The sequence below is a fragment of the Phormidium tenue FACHB-1052 genome (assembly GCF_014696675.1).
Classification (GTDB): domain Bacteria; phylum Cyanobacteriota; class Cyanobacteriia; order Phormidesmidales; family Phormidesmidaceae; genus Nodosilinea; species Nodosilinea tenuis_A.
This window is the reverse complement of the sequence record NZ_JACJQN010000005.1, coordinates 118,189-137,813: the sequence shown is the minus strand read 5'-3', so window position 1 is coordinate 137,813 and position 19,625 is coordinate 118,189. Positions and strand designations below refer to the sequence as shown.

At 57.8% G+C, this 19,625-nt stretch carries 18 protein-coding genes; 8 read left to right on the top strand and 10 right to left on the bottom strand.

Annotated elements, in window-relative coordinates; translation table 11 throughout:
• The first annotated feature begins 95 nt into the window (after positions 1 to 95).
• Positions 96 to 596: a DUF427 domain-containing protein gene (locus tag H6G07_RS09240; protein ID WP_073609558.1), complete on the top strand. Its 501-nt coding sequence runs from the start codon at positions 96 to 98 to the stop codon at positions 594 to 596.
• Between the two features lie 44 nt (positions 597 to 640).
• On the opposite strand, the gene H6G07_RS09235 is transcribed toward H6G07_RS09240, so the two are convergent.
• From H6G07_RS09235 to H6G07_RS09220, 4 genes are all read right to left on the bottom strand, one after another.
• On the bottom strand, positions 641 to 1,444 hold the full coding sequence (locus H6G07_RS09235) for a hypothetical protein (RefSeq protein ID WP_139297098.1): 804 nt from the start codon (positions 1,442 to 1,444) through the stop codon (positions 641 to 643).
• A 249-nt stretch (positions 1,445 to 1,693) separates the two neighbouring features.
• Positions 1,694 to 3,040, bottom strand: a complete 1,347-nt coding sequence (gene murD, locus H6G07_RS09230) for a UDP-N-acetylmuramoyl-L-alanine--D-glutamate ligase (RefSeq protein ID WP_073609556.1) — start codon at positions 3,038 to 3,040, stop codon at positions 1,694 to 1,696.
• A 7-nt stretch (positions 3,041 to 3,047) separates the two neighbouring features.
• Positions 3,048 to 5,210, bottom strand: coding sequence for a glycine--tRNA ligase subunit beta (glyS, locus tag H6G07_RS09225; protein WP_073609555.1), 2,163 nt, complete (start codon positions 5,208 to 5,210; stop codon positions 3,048 to 3,050).
• A gap of 126 nt (positions 5,211 to 5,336) precedes the next feature.
• A complete protein-coding gene (locus H6G07_RS09220; RefSeq protein ID WP_073609554.1) occupies positions 5,337 to 6,566 on the bottom strand; it encodes an adenylate/guanylate cyclase domain-containing protein in 1,230 nt (409 codons plus the stop codon).
• Between the two features lie 279 nt (positions 6,567 to 6,845).
• On the opposite strand from H6G07_RS09220, the gene H6G07_RS09215 reads away from it, so the two are divergent.
• The 4 genes from H6G07_RS09215 to H6G07_RS09200 all read left to right on the top strand — a co-directional run bounded on the left by H6G07_RS09215 (position 6,846) and on the right by H6G07_RS09200 (position 11,096).
• On the top strand, positions 6,846 to 7,736 hold the full coding sequence (locus H6G07_RS09215; RefSeq protein ID WP_073609553.1) for a CPBP family intramembrane glutamic endopeptidase: 891 nt from the start codon (positions 6,846 to 6,848) through the stop codon (positions 7,734 to 7,736).
• A gap of 431 nt (positions 7,737 to 8,167) precedes the next feature.
• Complete coding sequence (locus tag H6G07_RS09210) at positions 8,168 to 9,589, top strand: lysophospholipid acyltransferase family protein (protein ID WP_073609552.1); 1,422 nt, start codon at positions 8,168 to 8,170, stop codon at positions 9,587 to 9,589.
• Between the two features lie 34 nt (positions 9,590 to 9,623).
• Positions 9,624 to 10,394, top strand: coding sequence for an SDR family NAD(P)-dependent oxidoreductase (locus H6G07_RS09205; protein ID WP_073609551.1), 771 nt, complete (start codon positions 9,624 to 9,626; stop codon positions 10,392 to 10,394).
• 99 nt (positions 10,395 to 10,493) lie between these two features.
• Entirely contained in the window at positions 10,494 to 11,096 is a 603-nt protein-coding gene (locus H6G07_RS09200) for a DUF4126 domain-containing protein (RefSeq protein ID WP_073609550.1), read from the top strand.
• A 55-nt stretch (positions 11,097 to 11,151) separates the two neighbouring features.
• Here the strand turns inward: H6G07_RS09200 and H6G07_RS09195 are convergent, their stop codons facing one another.
• The 4 genes from H6G07_RS09195 to H6G07_RS09180 all read right to left on the bottom strand — a co-directional run bounded on the left by H6G07_RS09195 (position 11,152) and on the right by H6G07_RS09180 (position 13,701).
• The gene (locus H6G07_RS09195; RefSeq protein WP_073609549.1) at positions 11,152 to 11,409 is read right to left on the bottom strand and encodes a BrnA antitoxin family protein; all 258 of its coding nucleotides are present in this window, start codon (positions 11,407 to 11,409) and stop codon (positions 11,152 to 11,154) included.
• Complete coding sequence (locus H6G07_RS09190) at positions 11,409 to 11,678, bottom strand: BrnT family toxin (RefSeq protein WP_073609548.1); 270 nt, start codon at positions 11,676 to 11,678, stop codon at positions 11,409 to 11,411. The genes H6G07_RS09195 and H6G07_RS09190 overlap by 1 nt, the downstream gene beginning before the upstream one ends.
• Positions 11,679 to 11,737: 59 nt before the next feature.
• Complete coding sequence (locus H6G07_RS09185) at positions 11,738 to 13,258, bottom strand: alpha-amylase (RefSeq protein ID WP_199311998.1); 1,521 nt, start codon at positions 13,256 to 13,258, stop codon at positions 11,738 to 11,740.
• A gap of 173 nt (positions 13,259 to 13,431) precedes the next feature.
• Complete coding sequence (locus H6G07_RS09180) at positions 13,432 to 13,701, bottom strand: hypothetical protein (RefSeq protein ID WP_139297097.1); 270 nt, start codon at positions 13,699 to 13,701, stop codon at positions 13,432 to 13,434.
• A gap of 261 nt (positions 13,702 to 13,962) precedes the next feature.
• Between H6G07_RS09180 and H6G07_RS09175 the strand changes: the two genes are divergently transcribed.
• From H6G07_RS09175 to H6G07_RS09165, 3 genes are all read left to right on the top strand, one after another.
• Positions 13,963 to 14,130: a hypothetical protein gene (locus H6G07_RS09175; protein WP_171973049.1), complete on the top strand. Its 168-nt coding sequence runs from the start codon at positions 13,963 to 13,965 to the stop codon at positions 14,128 to 14,130.
• A gap of 268 nt (positions 14,131 to 14,398) precedes the next feature.
• On the top strand, positions 14,399 to 16,057 hold the full coding sequence (locus H6G07_RS09170) for a transglutaminase domain-containing protein (protein WP_073609546.1): 1,659 nt from the start codon (positions 14,399 to 14,401) through the stop codon (positions 16,055 to 16,057).
• An 81-nt stretch (positions 16,058 to 16,138) separates the two neighbouring features.
• On the top strand, positions 16,139 to 16,360 hold the full coding sequence (locus tag H6G07_RS09165) for a hypothetical protein (protein ID WP_073609545.1): 222 nt from the start codon (positions 16,139 to 16,141) through the stop codon (positions 16,358 to 16,360).
• On the opposite strand, the gene H6G07_RS09160 is transcribed toward H6G07_RS09165, so the two are convergent.
• Both H6G07_RS09160 and H6G07_RS09155 read right to left on the bottom strand, forming a co-directional pair.
• Positions 16,357 to 17,655 carry a glycosyltransferase family 4 protein gene (locus H6G07_RS09160; RefSeq protein WP_073609544.1) on the bottom strand — a complete coding sequence of 433 codons (1,299 nt, stop codon included), beginning with the start codon at positions 17,653 to 17,655 and terminating at the stop codon, positions 16,357 to 16,359. The genes H6G07_RS09165 and H6G07_RS09160 overlap by 4 nt on opposite strands.
• Before the next feature lie 554 nt (positions 17,656 to 18,209).
• Complete coding sequence (locus H6G07_RS09155; protein WP_073609543.1) at positions 18,210 to 19,586, bottom strand: leucyl aminopeptidase family protein; 1,377 nt, start codon at positions 19,584 to 19,586, stop codon at positions 18,210 to 18,212.
• Positions 19,587 to 19,625 lie beyond the last annotated feature (39 nt).

Below are 19,625 nucleotides of genomic sequence, written 5' to 3'. Positions count from 1 at the left end.
AGGGAGTTTATGCTTTAGGTAATCGGCTGCCAATAAACCAAATCCAAGTCCAGCTCTACATAACCCCCTTACCCCCTACTCCCTACTCCCCACCCATGTTCTCCCCCCCCAACCGCATCACCCCCGGCCCCGGCCAAGAATCCGTCTGGGATTATCCACGTCCACCCCGATTAGAAGACTCAACTCGGCACATTCGCGTGGTGTTTAACGGTGTGGTGATTGCCGATTCGCGGCGTACCAAGCGGGTGCTAGAGACCAGCCATCCGCCGACCTACTACATTCCCCCCGAGGATGTGCAGACGCAGTATTTTCAGCCGGTGCCCCGCTCGACATTCTGCGAATGGAAAGGGGCGGCGGTTTACTTTACAGTGGCAGTGGGCGAACAAATTGCTGAGCAGGTCGCCTGGGCCTATCCTCAGCCTACGGAGGCATTTGAGAGCATTGCCAACTATATCGCCCTCTACCCCAGCCGCATGGAAGCCTGCTATGTCGATGATGAGCTGGTGCAGTCTCAGCCCGGCGACTTCTACGGTGGCTGGATTACGTCAGACATCGTTGGCCCCTTCAAAGGCGACCCCGGCACCTGGGGATGGTAATTCGGTCTTGGGCTATTCACCTACGCCTCCACCCATCCACCCATCTACTCTTCCCCCGTTTCCGAGCTACAGGTCGGCGCAATCCCCAAGTTGTCGCGGCTGGTGGTCATAATATCCACCGTGCGCTTCAGTTTGGCTTCTAAAAATTGTTTGTGGTCGAGTAGCTGGCGCAGCTTTTGGTGGCGGGCGATCGCTAAGCTAATCGAAGACAGCTGCTCGGGCGGGCAGGGGAAATACTGCACCCGTCCGTCTGAGTCAAGGCTGCATAGACGATAGCCAGGACGGCCCAGATCAGTGCCGGGGGCGGCGGGTGCCGCTGGAGATTCTAACGATTGACAGAGCTGCTCGACATAGCCTGAGAGTGCCTGGGGGTCGCCGTGGCGCAGTAGAGCAGCATCGAGGGCGGCGACTGGGCCTGGTTGCTCGTCTATGGTCTCGAGCCAGCCATCGACGATAGGCCCTTCCATGTAGAGCGCCTGAATGCGATGCACTGTCTGCTTGAGGTCTTGGTGCCAAGCTTCGACCGCCATTTGAATGTCTTGCAGCACCTTGACCGCCAGCGCTGGGTTGGCATCGTGGCGATGGCGGCTAAAGGTCGGCAGCTTGCGACGCGGCAGGAGGGGCAAATGCGATAGCTGAGCCTGCACAGGAAAGGGCGCTAAGTGAGCTGGGGCAGCCACGGTCTGGGGTGCGGACTCAGGGCTCCTCGCGGGGGGACTGACATCGCTAGTGGCCTTGCTAGTGCCGATGGTGAATGAAACGGGCCGTCGAGCAGCCCGTCCTTCCCCGGTACCCACAGTAGGGGAGGGCACTGCGGAAAAATCAGCAGAATCAGGCGAGGTATCCATAGGGCGCGAGGGAGACTGAGTCAGGCGGATGAAGCAGATCAGGAACTGACTTGAGAATAATTGCCCTGGATTGAATCGTTTGAAGGGCAGAGTTAGGCACCATCTGCCTAACTTTATACCTGAATAGTTTAGGTTTAGACCAGCAAAAAGGTTTACAGGTTATAAAGTTTCTCAACTTTCAAACTGCAAACCTTACAAAAAATTGTTTCAGTTTTGAACACTTCCCTGGCCCAGTTTGATGTTAACTCTCTACAAAAACCGCTCCTGACAGAGACGGCGGAAGTGTTCACCCCGCTGCTCAAAGTTGGGATATTGGTCAAAACTGGCGCAAGCGGGGGAAAGCAGCACGACTGAAGCTCCCAAAGCTGGGGCGACTTCAGCGCCCCGCTCTACTGCTCGCTCCATGTCTTCGACAATGGTGTAGTTACGATACCCAGCGGTTTCTAGTCGCTGGGCGAACTGGGGAGCGGCATCGCCAATCAGCAGCACGGTGGCAGCTCGTTCGTGAATGCGCTGCACCCAGGCGGTGTCGTCCCCTTCCTTGGCTTCGCCACCGGCAATCAACACGGCTGGGGCCTCTACCGATCGCAGCCCCACCTCAGCCGCATCGTAATTAGTCGCCTTGGAGTCGTTGATGAAATCAATTCCCTGCCAGGTGCAGATGTGCTCTAGGCGATGGGGCACGCCGGGGAAGGACGCAACTCCGGCGGCGATCGCCTCGGCATCCAGCTCGGCTAAACAAGCCGCCGTGACTGCCAGCAGCAGGTTTTGCTGGTTGTGTTCGCCCACCATGCGCAACGCATCGGCCCGCACAATGGGGATGCCTTCAAACTTCACCCAGCCGTCGTTAACATAGGCACTGGGCCGCAGGGGTGCAATGGCCCGTTTCCCTGCGGCGCTCGTCCAGTAGGCCGAAGGGAACTCCTCCGGCATGTGCTGGCGCAGGTAGGGGTCGTCGCCGTTAAACACCGCCAGTTCTGAGCGATGCATCAGTGTGGCTTTGATCTGGGCATAGTTCTGCACGGTGCCGTGGCGCTGGAGGTGGTCGGGGGTGAGCGTAGTCCACAAGCCAATTTTTGGGGCCAGGGTGGCTGAAGCCTCGATCTGGTAGCTGCTCAGCTCGGCAATCACCCAGTCGGGCACCGTGGGCTCTAGGGCCAGTTCGCAGGCGGCATAGCCAATGTTGCCGCAGGCGGGCGCGTTGAGTCCGGCGGCCTGAAAGATGGCGGCGGTCAGGGCCGTGGTGGTGGTTTTGCCGTTGGTGCCGGTAATGCCAACCCAGGGGCGATCTTGTAGAAACCGCCAGGCCAGCTCGGTTTCGCCAATCACTTCTAAGCCGTTCTCGCGGGCGGCCACTAGGGCGGGGCTATCCCACGGCACGCCGGGGCTGACCACCAGCAAATTCGTGCGGCTGTCGGGCACAAAGCTGTAGTCGAGCAGCACGGTGATGCCGTCCTGGCGCAGAGCCGCCTGCTGGGTGACGAGGGATGGGCTGGAGCCGCGATCGCTCAGCACCACCTGCCAGCCTTCGCGGTGCAGCAGCCGCGCCGCCGCCACTCCCGACTTCCCCAGACCAATTACATGGGCGTTTTTCATGGCATCGCTATCCCTTGACGATCGCCCCAAAGTCGCCCAGCACAAGGGCGTGGTTGCGCAGCAGGCCCAGCAGGTTGAGGCGGTTTTGCCGCACCGCTGGCTCGTCGGCCATCACCAGCACGCTGTCGGGGCCGTCGAAGAAGCCGCTGACCACCGGGGCCACCTGCTCTAGGCCCGCCACGAGCCGATCGTAGTCGCGACTGGCTTGGGCGGCCTGGGTCTGGGGCACCAGGGTTTTGAGCGCCGCTAAGAAGGCATGCTCGGCCTTAGCTTCTAGCTTGGCCTCGGCAATCACGCCCTCGGGGTCGAGCACAGCGGTGTCAAGGGTGCCCTGGGCGGCCAGGCGGGTGGCCCGGTTTACAGTTTCGTAGACTTTATCCATGCGGCCATTGCGGCGCATAGCCCGCAAGAACAGGGCGCGATCTTTGACATCTAGCGGATCGCTGAGGGCGCGATGGCCAAGGCCCGACCCCTTAGGGCCACCGCTCAGTACGGCATTCACCAGGTCGTAGTCGATGCCCTGCTCGTCTTGGAGTAGCGTCTGCACTCGCTGCAAGAAAAAGTCGTGGAGCTGGGTGCGCAGCGCCTCGGGGGCATTGATCGCCAGGGTTGGATCCTGAGCAAAGTCCTGCACTACTGTATCTAAGAGTTTGGCTAGGTTGAGGGGCAGCTCCGCCGCCCAAATAATGTTCAGCACCGCGTTGGCGGCTCGCCGCAGGGCAAAGGGGTCGGAGGAACCCGTGGGCAACTGGCCAGTGCTAAAAATGCCAACTAGCGTATCGAGGCGATCGGCGATGCCCACTACCTGCCCCGCCAGGGTTTGGGGCAGGCTATCCTGCGCGCCCTTAGGCAGATAGTGCTCGACAATGGCGGTGGCCACGGCCTCCGGCTCGCCGCTGTGGAGGGCGTACTTTTGCCCCATCACCCCCTGGAGTTCGGGAAACTCGCCCACCATCTGGGTGACCAGATCGGCCTTGCACAGGTAGGCAGCGCGGCGAATGTGCTGGCGGGGTTGCGCCCCCAGGTTGAGCTGGTCGCAGAGGTGGTCGGCCACGGTGCCAATGCGCTTCACCTTGGCGGCCATGGAGCCCAGCCGTTCTTCAAAGGTGACGGTTTCGAGCTTGGCGACAAAGGCGTCGAGGGGCTGGGCGCGATCGGCATCAAAGAAAAATTTGCCGTCGGAAAGGCGGGCACGAATCACCCGAGCGTTGCCCTCGGCGATAATCGCGGCTTTGCTGGGGTCGCCGTTGGAGATGGTGATGAAGCTGGGCATCAGCGCCAGACCGTCGGCTTTCTGCTTCAGCGGAAAGTAGCGCTGGTGGCTCTCCATTTCGATGATGGCGACCTCCGGCGGCAGATCGAGAAATTCGGTGTCGAACTTGCCCACTACGGCGGTGGGCCACTCCACCAGGTTGGTGACTTCGTCGAGCAGGGCGGGAGAAACCATCGGCACGCCCCCCAGGGTCTTGGCTGTCTCCTCGACCTGGTGCTGGATTAGCAGACGACGGGCAGCGGGGTCGATTTCGACGTAGGCGTTGCGTAGTGCCTCGACGTAGTCCTGGGCGCGACGCAGCGGTACAGGGTCGGGGTGCAGCACGCGGTGGCCCTGGGAGACGCGATCGCTCGTACAGACCAGCGACCCATTCTCGAGGGTTAAAGGCAGCACCTCGCTGTCCATCAGCGCTACCAGCCAGCGAATCGGGCGCGGAAACCGCAGGTCGCCGTCACCCCAGCGCATAAACCGTTTGCCCTCCAGCCCCAAAATCCACTGGGGAATTAGCTCGGTCAAAATGTCGGTGGCCGCCCGGCCTGGAATGTCTTGATTGACAAACACAAACGAGCCCTTGTCGGTGTCGCGCACCTCTAGGGCAGAGACATCTACACCCCTAGATTTAGCAAAGCCCTCGGCGGCTTTGGTCGGCTTGCCATCCTTAAAGGCGGCCTGGGCCGGGGGGCCTTTGACCTCTTCCTGGCGATCGGGCTGGCGCAGGGGTAACCCATCGAGCATCACCGCCAGGCGGCGGGGGGTGCCGTAGAAGCGCACCGCTTCAGGGGCCAAAGCTTGCTCTGCCAATTCGGCAGGAATCCGGGTCTGCCACTGGTGGAGGGCATCGCTAACGAAACTGGCGGGCAGTTCTTCGGTGCCAACTTCCAGTAAAAATGTCGCCATAAGAGGTATGAGTTAACCGTGTACTGTCCCCTGGGGGCCGTCATTGAGCATTGTCGCTGGGCTAGATAGTTCTGTGTCTACAGAATAACTAGCTCAGCGGCCCGAATTTTGAGCTTCCCCAGTCTATCAAGCTTTTTGCTCAGGGCCGCTGTATTGATAGGTGGTCAAATAGCCATGACCTTTGACCATCACCTGGCCCACTTCTTCAAAGGTATAGCGGTGTTTGAGGTGCTGGTAGGTCGCCTCGGTGATTTGAATTTTGCCCGGCACGCCATGGGACTCCATGCGGCTGGCGATATTGACGGCATCGCCCCAGAGGTCGTAGCTAAACTTTTTAATGCCGATGACTCCGGCCACCACCGGCCCAGTGTTGATGCCAATGCGCAGCTCAAACTTCTGTCCATCGTTACGGGTGATGTGGGCAGCCGCTTCCTGCATAGCCAAGGCCATTTCCATAATGGCTTCGGCATGATCTGAACGGGGCAAGGGCAGCCCCCCCACCACCATGTAGGCATCGCCAATGGTCTTAATTTTCTCTAGCTGGTACTGCTCGGCTAGGCGATCGAAGGCGGAGAAAATGTGATTGAGCCAGTTGACCAACTCCAGGGGGCTAATCTGAGCGGCTAGGGGAGTAAAGTTGACGATGTCAGCAAACAGAATCGTGACATCGTCGAAGCGCTCGGCCAGCGATCCCTCTAGCTGCTTGAGCTTGTCGACCACCGCCCTCGGCAGAATGTTTAACAATAGCTGCTCTGACTTTTGCTGCTCTAGGCGCAGCGCCTGCTGGGCCTGTTCGCGCTCCTGCATCTCTTGCTGAAGCTGGAGGTTTTGAGCCTGCAAAAGCTGGGCTTGACGACGCAGCGCCTTTTGCAGATCGGCCAAGAGGTTGGTGGCGCTGCCCGCCGACACCGCCCGCTGGGCTTGCTGTCGTAGCCGTCGCTGCATGCGGTGGGTGGTCACCTGGGCTTTGATGCGGGCAGCGGCCTCTTCAACCCAGAGCGCCTGGTCAATGTAATCGACCACACCAAATTCAAAGGCCCGCAGCCGTCGGGCCAGGGCTTTGTCTTGGCCAATGACAGCCACGGCCACCTGACGGGTGAGGGGCCGTTTTTTGAGGCGATGGCACAGCCGCATGGCGGCTGTATCGAATTGTTCTAACGCTAGCAAGATCAGGTCGGGGGGGGTGGCTTCGGCTGCTGCAATGGTGTCGTCTTCGCCGCTGACCTGGTGCACCTCGTAGCCCGCGGCTCGTAGCACGTCTAATAACTCCACCAGAGGCCCCAAGGGGCTGTCGGCTACTGGTGCCACTAAAATGATGCCGGGGATTGCGCCGGAATCGGTTGAAGCGTTGGTCATGGGGCCCTGGAGCAAGAATGACAGCCCCCATAACTATAGGCGCTGACCCGGAGGCGCAGAACAGTCACCGTCAATAAGCACCCTGCGGTGGGGCAAAGGATGGGAACCCTAGTTGGGGCTAAGCCCTGCCCTGCTGCCCTTGGTCAAGGGCGTAGTGCCTCAGTTATAGCGCTCCCTAAGCAATTCATGGTTGAATCGGGAAAAACCGGATCAACTGCAACATTGGGTAGCTTGATGCTGATAGCACTGATCTGCGGTTTCTAGAACGGGCTTGGGTCTATGGCAGCGTGTGACAACAATCCGTTTCTGGCCCTTAAAGCCCGGCTGGTGGTGGTGGCATTTTTTGCTATTTCCATGGGCTTGGCTCTGGTATTTGGTACCCTGGGTGCCCTAGAACTGCTGCCCCTAGAGGGCGATGACCCAATTTTGGCTCCCATTCTCTATAGCCTAATTTTCTTGGGCCTGTGTGGGTCGATTTTGCTGGCAGCCCGGCGATCGCCTCTCAACTTGGCGGCGCTGCTGGGTGTCTGGCCCAGACAACTGGCCTGTGTGCAGCTGCTGTGGCTGGTGGTGGGGATGTTTTTGTTTTCGCTGGGGGCGTTTCAGGTGTCATACCTGGGTCTGTCAGTTGTGGCTCCGGGATTGGTGGAGGCCACGCTGCGGCAGTCGCTGCTGCTGTCGGCTGAGCAAGCGGCAGATCCGAGTCTCTACAATGGGCTGATGCTATTTTCGGTGCTGGTGGTGGCCCCCATTACCGAAGAATTTATCTTTCGCGGCGTGCTGCTGCACCGCTGGGGGGTGAAGTGGGGGGTGCGCCCGGCTATTGTGCTGACCTCGGTGCTGTTTGGGGTGCTGCACTCTAATTTGATTGGGCTGTTTGTGTTTGGGGTGGTGATGTCGCTGCTGTACTTGAGCACGCGATCGCTGCTGGTGCCCATGGCAGCTCACGCCATCAACAATGCGATCGCCTCAGGCATCGACATTCTGGCCAACCAGCCCACCGCCAACACCATCGACACCCTGGCGGAATTTCGCGCTAGCTGGTGGCTGGGGGTGATTTGTCTGCTGGTGTCGGCCCCCTGGGTGCTGCGCTATGTGGTCTACCACTGGCCAGAGCGGCGGGCGCTGCTGCCCTACTTCGCCAACCAGGGCTGCCGCCACCCTGGGTAATACCACCGACCCCATTCTTCCCCGCTTAGGACAAAGTTGGCCAGGTTACGTAATTCTCTGGACGCCGCTAGGGGCGAAACCGAAGAGAATAAATTTAATTCTGAAGAACGCAGGCAGGTTAGCTCAGCGGCTCACTTGGGGGCATTTGAACCTGAGAGCTGGTCTGTCTGAAAAGCGTCCTTACAGGTAATGTGTCTGACTCCAGGGGGCTTTCAGGGGTCAGGCACTTTTATTTTTGGGGTAGTTCACGCGGGTGGATGCCCTGGTTGTGTGGTCCTGTAGCAGCGTCCTTCTCCTTTGGGAGGGGGACGTTGCTGTTTTGGGAGCCAAGGCTGCGATAGTCAAAGACAGGTTAAAGGCCAACGCAGGGGAGAGGAATCTGCCCTACAGTGGGCTAGGGTAAAACCCGTCTACTGCTCCGGAGTCTGCCGTTGCCTCAGCTCAATCGCGCCCAGCCGCCCCTGGGCTTTATTCCTCCCCGCTACAAGCCCTGGGTGGTCCAGGGTTGCTACATCGTGCTGCCCCTGATGCTGCGGCTGCGGCTGCGGCCTTGGCTACCGGCAGGCATTTGGCCGGTGACCTGCCGCAACCCTGAGGTGCTAGCAGATTGCTTTCGTCAGTTTCAAACCGGCAAAATTCGGCTGATGATGGCCTTTCGCCACAGCCAGGTGGACGATCCACTGTGCCTGTCGTATCTGTTTTCGCGGTTGGTGCCTCGGGCGGCCCGGCAAAAAGGCTTTAGCCTCAAGCGTCCGCTGCACAGCTTTTTTATGTATGACCGGGGGATGCCCCTGTGGGCCGGGCGGTGGCTGGGCTGGTTTTTTGCCGCCATTGGGGGAATTCCGGTGCATCGGGGTCGGCGGCTCGATCTCAAGGCCCTTAAAGCCGTGCGCGAACGGATGATGAATGCGCCGCTGCCGGTGACCATTGCCCCCGAGGGTGCCACCAATGGCCACGGCGAAGTGATCAGCGATCTGGAACCCGGCACGGCTCAGCTGGCTTTTTGGGCGGTGGAAGATCTGCAAAAGGCGGGGCGATCGGAGCAGGTGCTGCTGCTGCCGGTGGGGCTGCGCTACATCTACCCCCACCCCGATTGGGCGGCTCTCAACCGGCTGCTGGCTCAGCTTGAGGCCGACTGTGGACTGCCGGTGCAGTCGTTTAGTGAGCCGACGGCCATGGGGCCAGAGGACTACTATCCTCGGCTGCTGGCCCTGGGGCAGCACCTGCTGAGTCGATTAGAGCAGTTTTACCAGCGGTTCTACGGCCTGCAACCCGCTACCGAGCCTGAAGCTTCTGAACACCCCGCCGCGATCGCCCAGCGGTTGAGCCCTTTGTTAGACGGCTCCCTCAAAATTGGGGAGCGATTCTTTGCCCTGCCCCACACCGGGTCGTTAGTGACCCGCTGCCGTCGCCTAGAAGAGGCGGGATGGGCCCACATTTACCGCGAAGACATTGCTGACCTGAAGCAGCTCTCGGCCTTCGATCGCGGCCTGGCCAACTGGATGGCTGAGGAAGCCACCCTGCACATGCGGCACATGCGGCTGGTGGAGAGCTTTGTGGCAGTGACGGGCACTTACGTCAAAGACAAGCCCACCTTTGAGCGCTTCGCCGAGACGACGCTAATTCTCTTTGACCTGGTGGAACGGGTGAAGGGGACAAGGGTGCCCAAACGCCCCCAGTTAGGGATTCGCCAGGCGGTGATTGGTCTGGGGGAGCCAATGAATATTAGCGATCGCTGGTCTGACTACGCCGAGTCGCGGCGATCGGCCAAAGCAGCGGTGGAGACCCTGACGGCAGACATTCAAGCGGCGTTAGAGGAGCTGATCTTGACGGCTGAGGGAGAGGTGTCATGATCCAGAGGTTTAGGGCTGAGACAGTCGGGCTGCTATGACTGCTGAACTATTCCAAAACAACGACCAGACTGCCTTAGTGGTGGGCGCTAGCCAGGGCATTGGTCTGGGCTTTGTACGGCACCTGCTGGCCGACGGGCGCTTTGAGCGGGTGTATGGCACCTACCGTCGGCCTGAGACGGCCCAGGGGCTGCTGGCTTTGGCAGAGCAATTTCCCCAACTCACCGGCCTGCCGGTGGATGTTACCGATGAGGGCACGATGGAGGGGGCGATCGCCCACATCCAAACCCTGACGCCTCGGCTGCACCGGGTGGTGTATTGCGTGGGGGTGCTCCACGACGGCGACTTTCAGCCCGAAAAGAGCTTGCGACAGCTCACCAGCGAAAACTTGATGCGATCGTTTCAGACCAATGCTTTTGGGGCGGTGCTGTTGGCCAAGCACCTGATGCCTCTGCTGAAGCACGACCAGCCCAGCGTTTTTGCCGCCCTGTCGGCCAAGGTGGGCAGCATCGGCGACAACCGTCTGGGGGGTTGGTACGGCTACCGGGCTTCTAAGGCGGCGCTGAATATGTTCATCAAAACCGCCTCGCTGGAGTATGCCCGCCGCAGCCCCAATACGATTCTGGCTCTGCTGCACCCCGGCACCACCGACACTCGGCTGTCGGAGCCCTTTCAGCGAGGAGTGCCGCCGGAAAAGTTGTTCCCGGTGGAGCGCACGGTGGCGCAGCTGATGGCGGTGATGGACAGCCTCACCCCCGCCGACAGCGGCGAGTTTTTTAGCTGGGATGGCAGTCGCCTGCCATGGTAAACCCGGTCTTCCACAGATCCCTGGGCTTGTTGCAGGTCAGCACGGGGGCTATTCTTAGGCCAATGACGGCATTCAGGAATCGTTGGTGAGGGACGCGCAATGGATCTAAGCCTTGTGAATCTGCAACTGTTGGAGAGTATTGGCCTGGGCCTGGGCCTGGGGGTTGCCGCTGGGTTTCGAGTGGTGGTGCCCTTTTGGGTGCTGAGTGCCGCTGCCCTGTTTGGCCACCTGGAGCTGACTAGCAGCATGACCTGGCTGGGAAGCACTACCGCCTTTGTCAGTCTTTCCATTGCCCTGGTGGTCGAAATTTTGGCCTACAGCGTGCCCTGGCTCGACAACGTGATCGACACGGTGGCGCTGCCGATCGCGGCGGTGGCGGGCACGCTGCTGATGGCGATCGCCGCTAACCAGCTCGACCCCTTTGCCCAGTGGAGCGTTGCGATCGTGGCCGGGGGCGGAGTTGCCGCCACGGTTAAAGGACTCAACGGCCTGACCCGGTTAGTCTCCACAGCCACTACGGGTGGCGCGACGAACTTGATTATTGCTGGGGTGGAGCTGGTGGGGGCGATCGCGATCGCACTGCTGGCTTTGGTGGCTCCCATCGTTATGTTTGTGCTGGTGCTGGCCTTCTTTATTCTGTTGGTGCGGTTTGCGATCAAAGCTTTTTACCGCTCGAAAAAAGCCGCTCCCGATGCTGAATAGGCGAGACTTTACTGAAGCTAATTAACCGATAACCTTGTTTGATTTAGCCACAGATTCATCGCTCAATGCGGTCAAGTTCTTCGCGTACGACTCGACGTAAAGTGTCTTCTAAGGGCTGATGGATTTGCTGTATGTGGCTTCGCAACGCTTCATTGATCAAAGTCTGATAATTCCCTCCACCCGCCAAGTTCACCTGTTCACGAAACCAGGCTAAAACGTCGTCATCTAGGCGAATGGTGATACGAGTCTTTCCTGATGGTGTCGGGATAATTGCGCCTCGTTTGCCTTGACTAAAGTCGTATTCGGCTTTCATCACAGTTCCTCCTCATACTGGTGTCGTTCGTGCCGCGTCGCTTTGCGGGCGAAGATAATCCGAATCTCATTGCCCCACAACGTGTAGATCACTACGAGTACTCTGCCAATTGAATCTGTGCCAATGGTGATGAACCGTTCTTCGTCAAAGCGTTCGTCTGGAATCGTGATCGCCAAGTCATCTGAGAAAACGAAGACGGCATCAGCAAACTCAATACCATGCTTGCGCAGATTGGCTGCTGCCTTATTAGGATTCCACTGATAAACCATATCAATTATAGTATGTACGATTGTGCATACTGCCGTAAACAAGCTGTTGGTCTGTCAGGCTAGCGGCGGAGCTTTGCCTCTACGTGGATGGCCAGGGCGGTCATTTCGGGTAGGGTAGAGGTGAACTGTCCGGCGCGGTTGACCAGCACGACTTTGGCCTCGTTGGCGCAGGTGGTGCCATCAGCGCTTAGCCCGCCCTGCACCACGTTGCAGTAGCGGCCCTGGGGCAGCTGGGTTTGAAAAGTGTGAGTGAGGGGGGCGGCCTCGCGGTTGATGGCGACAAAGCCGCGATCGCCTCGACCAAAAGCGATTTGGTTGGCCTGGTTGCTCCACCAGTCGGTGACTTCGGCCACAGGCTGGGTGGCATTGCGAAAACCGACCATGCCCGAAATAGCAGGCCAGCGGTGCTCGCAGACCCATTCGCTAAAGCAGTTAACTTGGCCATCTTGGTAGATAGGGCGAGTGGTGCCGTCGGCGTCAGCGGGTGGCCCCTGATCGGGGTCGTCAAAGGCAAAGCTCGACATCACCTGGGGTTTGCCGTAGGGAAAGGCCAGCATAAACACGTTGGCCAGGGCATAGAGGTCGCCGTTTTTGTAGGTCAAGTAGTCGCCGCCGCCTCCGTGGCCCCGCTGTTTGTCGTGGTTGTCGGTAAAAATTACCGCCTGGTTAGAGGGGGCTAGGCCCCAGCCCTCGCCCAGGGTTTGCAGGTTGGCCAGGGTTTGGCCCTCTAGCCCCAAAAAGGCCTCGCCGAGAAAACGGCCATACTTAAAGTCGAGCACATTGCCGCTGTCGTAGTAGTCTTGCTTGCGAATAGCCTCGGTGCCGGGGTCGATCACTTCTTGATAGATGTAGAGATCGGTGTCGGGGTGGCGATCGCGCAGTTGTTCTAAAATTTGCCCCAGCTCTTCGTTGCGGATGTGCTTGGCGGCATCAATGCGAAAGCCTGCTACCCCCATATCCACCAGTTCGCTCATGTAGTTGACGATGGTGGCCTGTACCTTAGCCGAGCCAGTATTGAGATCGGCCAGACCGACCAGTTCGCACTGGGTGACATTTTCGGCATTGCCATAGTCGGTGACAGATTGGTGACAGTCGTTAAAATCTGCGGGGCCGTAGAGGTCGGGATAGTCGTACTTGGTAAATCCGGTGCCCGCGCTGCCCACACCGTTTTCGAACCCGGCCATGTGGTTGATCACCGCATCGGCGTAGATGGCAACCCCCGCGGCATGGCAGCGGTCGATCATATCCTGAAGCTCAGCACGGCTGCCGCTGCGGCTTTCGAGCTTGTAGCTAACGGGCTGATACCGCTGCCACCAGGGATAGCCGTAGTCGGGCAGCACAATATGCTCCTGGGGCGGCGAAATTTGAACAGCCCGGTAGCCGTTGGGGCTGAGGTAGGTTTCGCACTCGGTGGCAATGTCGTTCCAGGTCCATTCAAACAGGTGCACCAGGGTGGTCGGTGGGGCCGCAACCATCGGAGCCTGGGTCGCCGAGATTTCTGAAGACAGTGCCGGAACTAAAGCACTGGGTGAAGCCAGCATCACCAGGCCCAACAGACTGCTGGTTGAGACTGCGCCCAAGACGATTTTCCACATAGAACGTATTTGGTCTAAAACCGTATAAAAATCTACATTTTTGAGCAATAGCGTTGGCTGTTGTCACCGCTATCATGCACCTTCAGCCCGTAAAAATAACCCTTCTCGGCCAAGGCTTCCCCTGGCTAGAAAAAGTTTGGCCAGGGCGGCGATCCAAATCAGGGGAGTACACATCGGTGGTTGTAGTGGCTAGTGCGCCAGCGGCGGCGAAACTGCCAAGAGGCTCGATACAGCGCCGCGATTGGGTCGCCGCCGCACCAGTACGCTGCGGCAGAAATGACCCTACTGTCCAGAATGCTTGAAATACCTGTACCTAAGGATTTTTCACTTTGAATTTTGCGTTTTGAACTCTGGGCAGCGGTACTAGGGCGATCGCCGTCTTTTTCCACCTCAACACTAATTCGCGCTGTGCTGGTGCCGATAAGCACGGATCTCCAGACCCCTAGAGCTGATGGTCTTCCACCTGGAAGAAGCAATCTTTTTCTACCTGAGCTAGATTCAGAGTAAGCCCAATGCAATTGTTCTGTCTGGGTCTGGCTTTCCCTTGAGAATGGCTGTCGTGAGCACGTTTGGGCAGTCAGCGACCCTACCGCAGAACCTACAGAACGGCCCTGAGCAGATTTGTCGTTTGGCCTCTTTTCAGAAAACAGGTTGCGTCTTTCACTGTCCATCTAACCCCCAAATTTTCTATGTTTTTTCCCTTTTGCGCCCCCCCTTCCGCCGAATCGCGTCGCCAATACCAGCGCTATAAGCTAGAGATGATGAAATCCTGGCGTGATTCTTTAGAAGCTCGCCTAGCTGCCCTCAACGCCGCCATTAGCACTGTGGAGCAGCAGATTAGCCAAGAAGGCGAATAGGGTGAGGTCAGGGGATGAGGGAGATGAGGAAAGTAAGGGAGATGAGGGAGGGATGGCGGAGCTTCTCTTGTCTTCCCTATCCCCCACCTTCCCTATTCCCCTTACTCCCCACCTCCTCCATCTCCCCAATAAGAGGGATTAACCACAGTTTTCTCACGCTGGGCTAGGGAAACTACACTTTTTGCTGTCCCAGTCCCCTAGGATATGACCTGGGCGGATACGGTCGCGGCTCCGCTAGCTATCTTCGTTTTGGGTTGCCCTGTTGGTTATGCCTGATCCTTCTATATCTCCAGCCCTGCCCCTGGTGGGTGCTTCGCTGCTACAGCCGATTGGTGTTAAGGCGCTTTACGGCCTGACCTTGCAGGGTGACCACTTGTTGGCGGTAGACCCTTTTCGCGGCTATCTGCTGCGCCTCGACCCCAAAACTGAACAGGTAGAAGTTCTCAATACCTCTCAGGCTGAGGCCCTTTATGGAGCGACGGGAATTGCCTGCTGGCAAGACCATCTGTGGTTTAGCTGCGATCACACTGTCTACACCACCACCCTCAGCGCCATGCAGCCCGAGCCTCTGCTGACGCTGCCCTACCCCGCCGATGGCATCGCCGTGTGGGAAAACACCCTCTACATTAGCTGCAAAAAGGGGGGCTGTATCTTTGTCTGCGATCGCACCTCGGGTCAGCGCATCACCCAGTTTTCGGCCCCGGGCATTGGGGTAGAAAATCTCTCGGTGTGGGGCGACTATCTGTGGGCCTGCGACCAGACCGAGCAAACCGTCTACTGCCTCGATCGCGCCACGGGTGAGCTGATCGTCAAAATGCTCACCCCCTTCGATAACCCCACCGGGATTGCGGTGCCGCCCCACACCACCCCCGACAGCGGCACCGTTTGGGTGGCCTACGCCGACGAAGAACCCTACGTGCGCGATGACCCCAACGGCGAAGAGCCCTACGTGCTGACCTTTCGCGATCGCACCCTAATTCATCCCCTCAGCTACCGCTGGTATAAAGAGGCCAACTATTGCCGCACCACCGGCTACCTGGTCGAAATGACCTACGTCGAAGAGATCGACACCCTCGAAGATGCCCTGCCTCTCGAAAACGTTGAGTGGCGCATCGCTTTCCCTACCACTACCGATCGCCAGCGGGTTAGGTCAGTAGAGCCGGTCGGGTTGCCCTTTACGGAAGTGCAGCAGGCGGGCGATCGCATTGCCTGCTTCCGGTTTGACCGCATCGACCCCAACCAGCGCCACCTCTTCGGCTGGAAGGCCCTAGTCGAGGTCTACGGCATCAAGTATCAGCTCACCCCCCGCCAGATCGAGTCAGCCCCACCCCTACCCCAGGAGTACGGCCCCCGCTACCTGATCGACGACGACGAACTGTCCATGGATAAGCCCGCGATTCAGGCGGCGGCCCGCGAGAGCGTCGGTACCGAAACCAACCTGCTGCGCCAGGTGCTCAGCATTCGCAACTACGTCTATGACAAGCTCTCCTACGCCGTTACGCCTGCGATCGAGACCCCCGATGTCGTGCTCCAGCGGGGGCGTGGCTCCTGCGGCGAATACGTTGGTCTGCTGCTGGCCCTGATGCGCCTCAACGGCATCGCCTGCCGCACCGTAGGCCGTTACAAATGCCCTGCCCACGCCGATCAGCCCGGCATTTACCTAGAGCCCGACTTCAACCACGTGTGGATAGAATTCTACGTGCCCGGTTTTGGCTGGGTGCCCATGGAGTCAAACCCCGACGATGTGCAGGAAGGCGGCCCCTACCCCACCCGCTTTTTTATGGGTCTGCCCTGGTGGCATGTGGAAATGGGCAAAGAGGTTTCCTTTGAAAAGCTGGTGTTGCCAGCGGGTAGCCCAGACACGCGCCTAGGCGACATTGCCGTTAACCACATGCGATTTAGGATTATGGGCGAACTTGTCCCCTAAGGGGGGTGAGCCACAACCAGACTATAGCAAGCCCACAATTGTCGCTAAGATGGGCCAGATCATCTAATTCTCTTTAACGTCATGTCTATTTCCAAAGACGAGGCCAAGCAGCTGCTAGAGCGCATGATTTTTGACGCCACCGACCCCAAGGACTGGGTACAAGATGTCTGGGGGCTCAGCCCGCTGATGGGCGATAGTGCCGCCAAGCTGCTGGAGGCTTTCCACATTCTGATCGACTGCTGCCCTGACGAGCAGCTCGACAACTTGGTCAAGGGCCTGTATCGAGACCAGCTAGAGTTCTAGCCGTTGCTCTCTTGCGTCACAAAGTTGGGTTTTGAGTCAGTGGTCAACCGGGGGCGATGAGCGGCTTTTTGCCCATATTTATCGAGATTGGGGTTGTTTCTACATATTTTTTGGACAACATCTTCTACCTGAGCCTCCCAACTGTTTGAGTAGGCAAAAAACTGTTCTCTCAGGGCCACAGCGTTTTTTTGCTTTTGTCGATAAAAATCTTTGTCCGTCGCTAGTTTCAAAATAGCGTTTAGATAATCATCTACGTTATCGGGCCTCACTTCTACGGCTGCCTCTCTGACTACAGATAGTGCTGGGCAAACAGGAGACGTGACGATTGGTTTGCCCATAATTACACCCTCAGCCACCACCTTGTTAAATCCTTCAACAAAATCCTTGGTGGTTGGCACCGCAATCACATGGGACAGTTCATACATCTTGCGGAGCTGGTTGCGATCGCAGTGCCCATGGAGAACAAACTGTTTCTCAATACCGACCTCTAGGGCCGCAGCTTTGAGATTTTCTACCTGACTGCCCGTGCCGCAAATGTGAAATACACAGTCGGGCCGGACAGCTATAAATCTCTTCGCAACTTCTAAAAGTAGATAAATCCCTTTGCTGGTTTCTACCCTGCCAGCAAATAGAACGTGAAACGTTTCTGGGTCAGGATTGCGATGCTGAATTTGAACGTCATTAAGGAAATCTTGTCGATAGGCCGGGACAAATGTTCGAATGGGACGACTCCGACCATTAGTAATTTTAACGATCTGGTCTTTAATATCTTCAGAAACAACGCAGATTTCCACACAGCTATGCTGAAAGAACCAGCTATTCAGCTTTTGAATAATTCGCTGCACAGCACTAGGCTGTTTATATTTAGGCCACAGAGTGCAGTGAATTGTCGGAATAACTTTGACGCCAAGCCAAGGCAGAATGCTCAGCAGGAACCAAAAGGTTCTGTCTTCGGTAACGATTAAAATGTCAGCTCTGAAAAGGATTGTCGAAATAATCAGTCTTAAGCCCGACCAAAATTGACCGACAAAATAGGCCAAGCTACTTCTGGAGTGATGTTTGAGGGATCTAAATTCAACCCTAAAGTCATTGTCCTGAATGAAACCTTTTTTGTCTCTTGATGAAATTAGCCAGGATTTTGCGTTGAATTTTCTGGCTAATTCATAAAAATGCTGAGCGTAGGTGATCGCAAAGTGAGAAGGGTCGTCTTGACCCAAAACCCAATGCATATAAACGCTCGTAGCATCTACGGGAGCTGAGGAGTAGACTATTTTTAACTGTTTGGCGGAGTTCATGGGGGCAATGGAGCGCAGTTTGTCAGAGGTCTTTATGCTAATTGCTGCATAGTATTTTGCATGTCGTCTAAACAACATTGAGGACTACTAACAGCTTGCAAATTAGCAGCATTAGTATGCTGATCTTGTATAGAGATGACCTAAATGCAATTCTAGTTCCCGTCAAATAGAATGAATCCAAATTGTATTTGGCCTGAGATTGCTGTCAGTCAAACTCAATCATATATAAAGCCCCTAATCGAACCCTATGCCTTTAGATAGGCTTTAACCGGCTTGAACGTTTAGTTTTGATGTAGTCGTGCTCACTTGTGTTAGGTCGAGCTAAAGATGTTGGTTTTAGGTGGGCGATCGCGAGCTAGAGCACTTCAGTTTTTGATGCTGTCAGCGGCCCTTTAAATATCTCTAAGGCTTGCAGTCGTTTACGGGCAGCTGGAGTTAGTTCCCAATCCGAATTGATTGGGAGGATCGATGCCAAATAGGTCAAACTGTGGGTTCGCCAAGAGGTGAACTAGGCGAACCGTTCGGTTAATCTATTTATTTGTAGTCTGCTGTGCTCAATGGGAGGCAGAGTTTGTAGGCTGGTCTTTGGCCACCGTCTGCTGAATCAGCTCAAACACCGCCCGCATGCCCATCGCTTCGCCACCTTCGGGTCGCCCGGGCAGGCTGCGTACGTTCCAGGCCATCAGATCGAGGTGTACCCAGGGAATCTCAGGCCGGGTGAACTCCTGCAAAAACAGAGCAGCCGTGATCGACCCGCCAAAGGAGCTGTTCGAGATATTGGAGAGGTCGGCCACGGAGCTGTCGATCATGCTGCGGTAGGGCTGGTGCAGGGGCAGATGCCAGAGGGGGTCATCGACGGCTAGACCACAGTTCAGCAGGGTGTTAGCCAGCTCGGATCGGTTGCTAAAGCAGGCGGGGAGTTCGGTGCCCAAAGCAACGCGGGCCGCCCCGGTGAGGGTGGCAAAATCGACGACGAGCTGGGGGGCGGGTTCTTCGCAGACGGCTTCCCAGAGGGCATCGGCTAGCACCAGGCGACCCTCGGCGTCGGTGTTGCCAACTTCCACCGTCAGCCCTCGCCGGGAAGACACCACATCGAGCGGGTGCAGGGCATTGCCAGCGATGCTGTTTTCGACCGCCGGAATCAGCACCCGCAGGCGCACGGGCAGATGAAGACCCATGATCATCTCGGCGAGGCCGAGGGCGTTGGCGGCACCGCCCATGTCTTTTTTCATCAGCTTCATGCCAGCGGCGGGCTTGATGTCGAGGCCGCCCGTGTCAAAGCAGACGCCTTTGCCCACCAGGGTGACTTTGGGGGCATCGGGGTCGCCCCAGGTGATGTCGAGCAGCCGGGGAGCCTGGGTGTAGGCGCGCCCCACGGCGTGAATCATCGGATAGTTTTGGTCAATCAGCTCATCGCCGACCAGGGTGGTGAGATTGGCGAGGTGGCGATCGCACAATTTCTGCGCTGCTGCCTGAAGCTGCTCTGGCCCCATGTCGCCTGCGGGGGTCGTGATCAGATCGCGCACGAGGGTAGTGGCCGCCACGGTGGTGGTGACGTAGGCGGTATCGGCCCCAGCCGGAGGCACCAGCTCAGCCATCGGGGGCGGGGACTGGCGCTTATAGGGCGCAAAGCTATAGCGGCCCAGGCACCAGCCCAGCCAGAGCTTAGTGGCGGTGGCAGCGGGCCACTCGTCGGCCAGGGTGTAGGTGTGGGGCGGCAGGGTTTTGGGTAGATTTCCCAGAGTCCAGGTGTCGATCGGATCGGGTTTGCCCACCAAAACTTTAGCCAGGTTCCCCTCAGGCCCGGGCACCAGGCAGACGGTGTTGGTGTCAGCCTTAAACCCGGTGGCCTGGGCCCAGGCTTGGCTGTCGGCGTGGTCTTTGGCAAGGTCGGTCTGATTTACCAGGTAGATGGGAATCGGCGTTGACAACGTTACATCCTCCAGGGGGCACCCAAACCAATCAGTCTA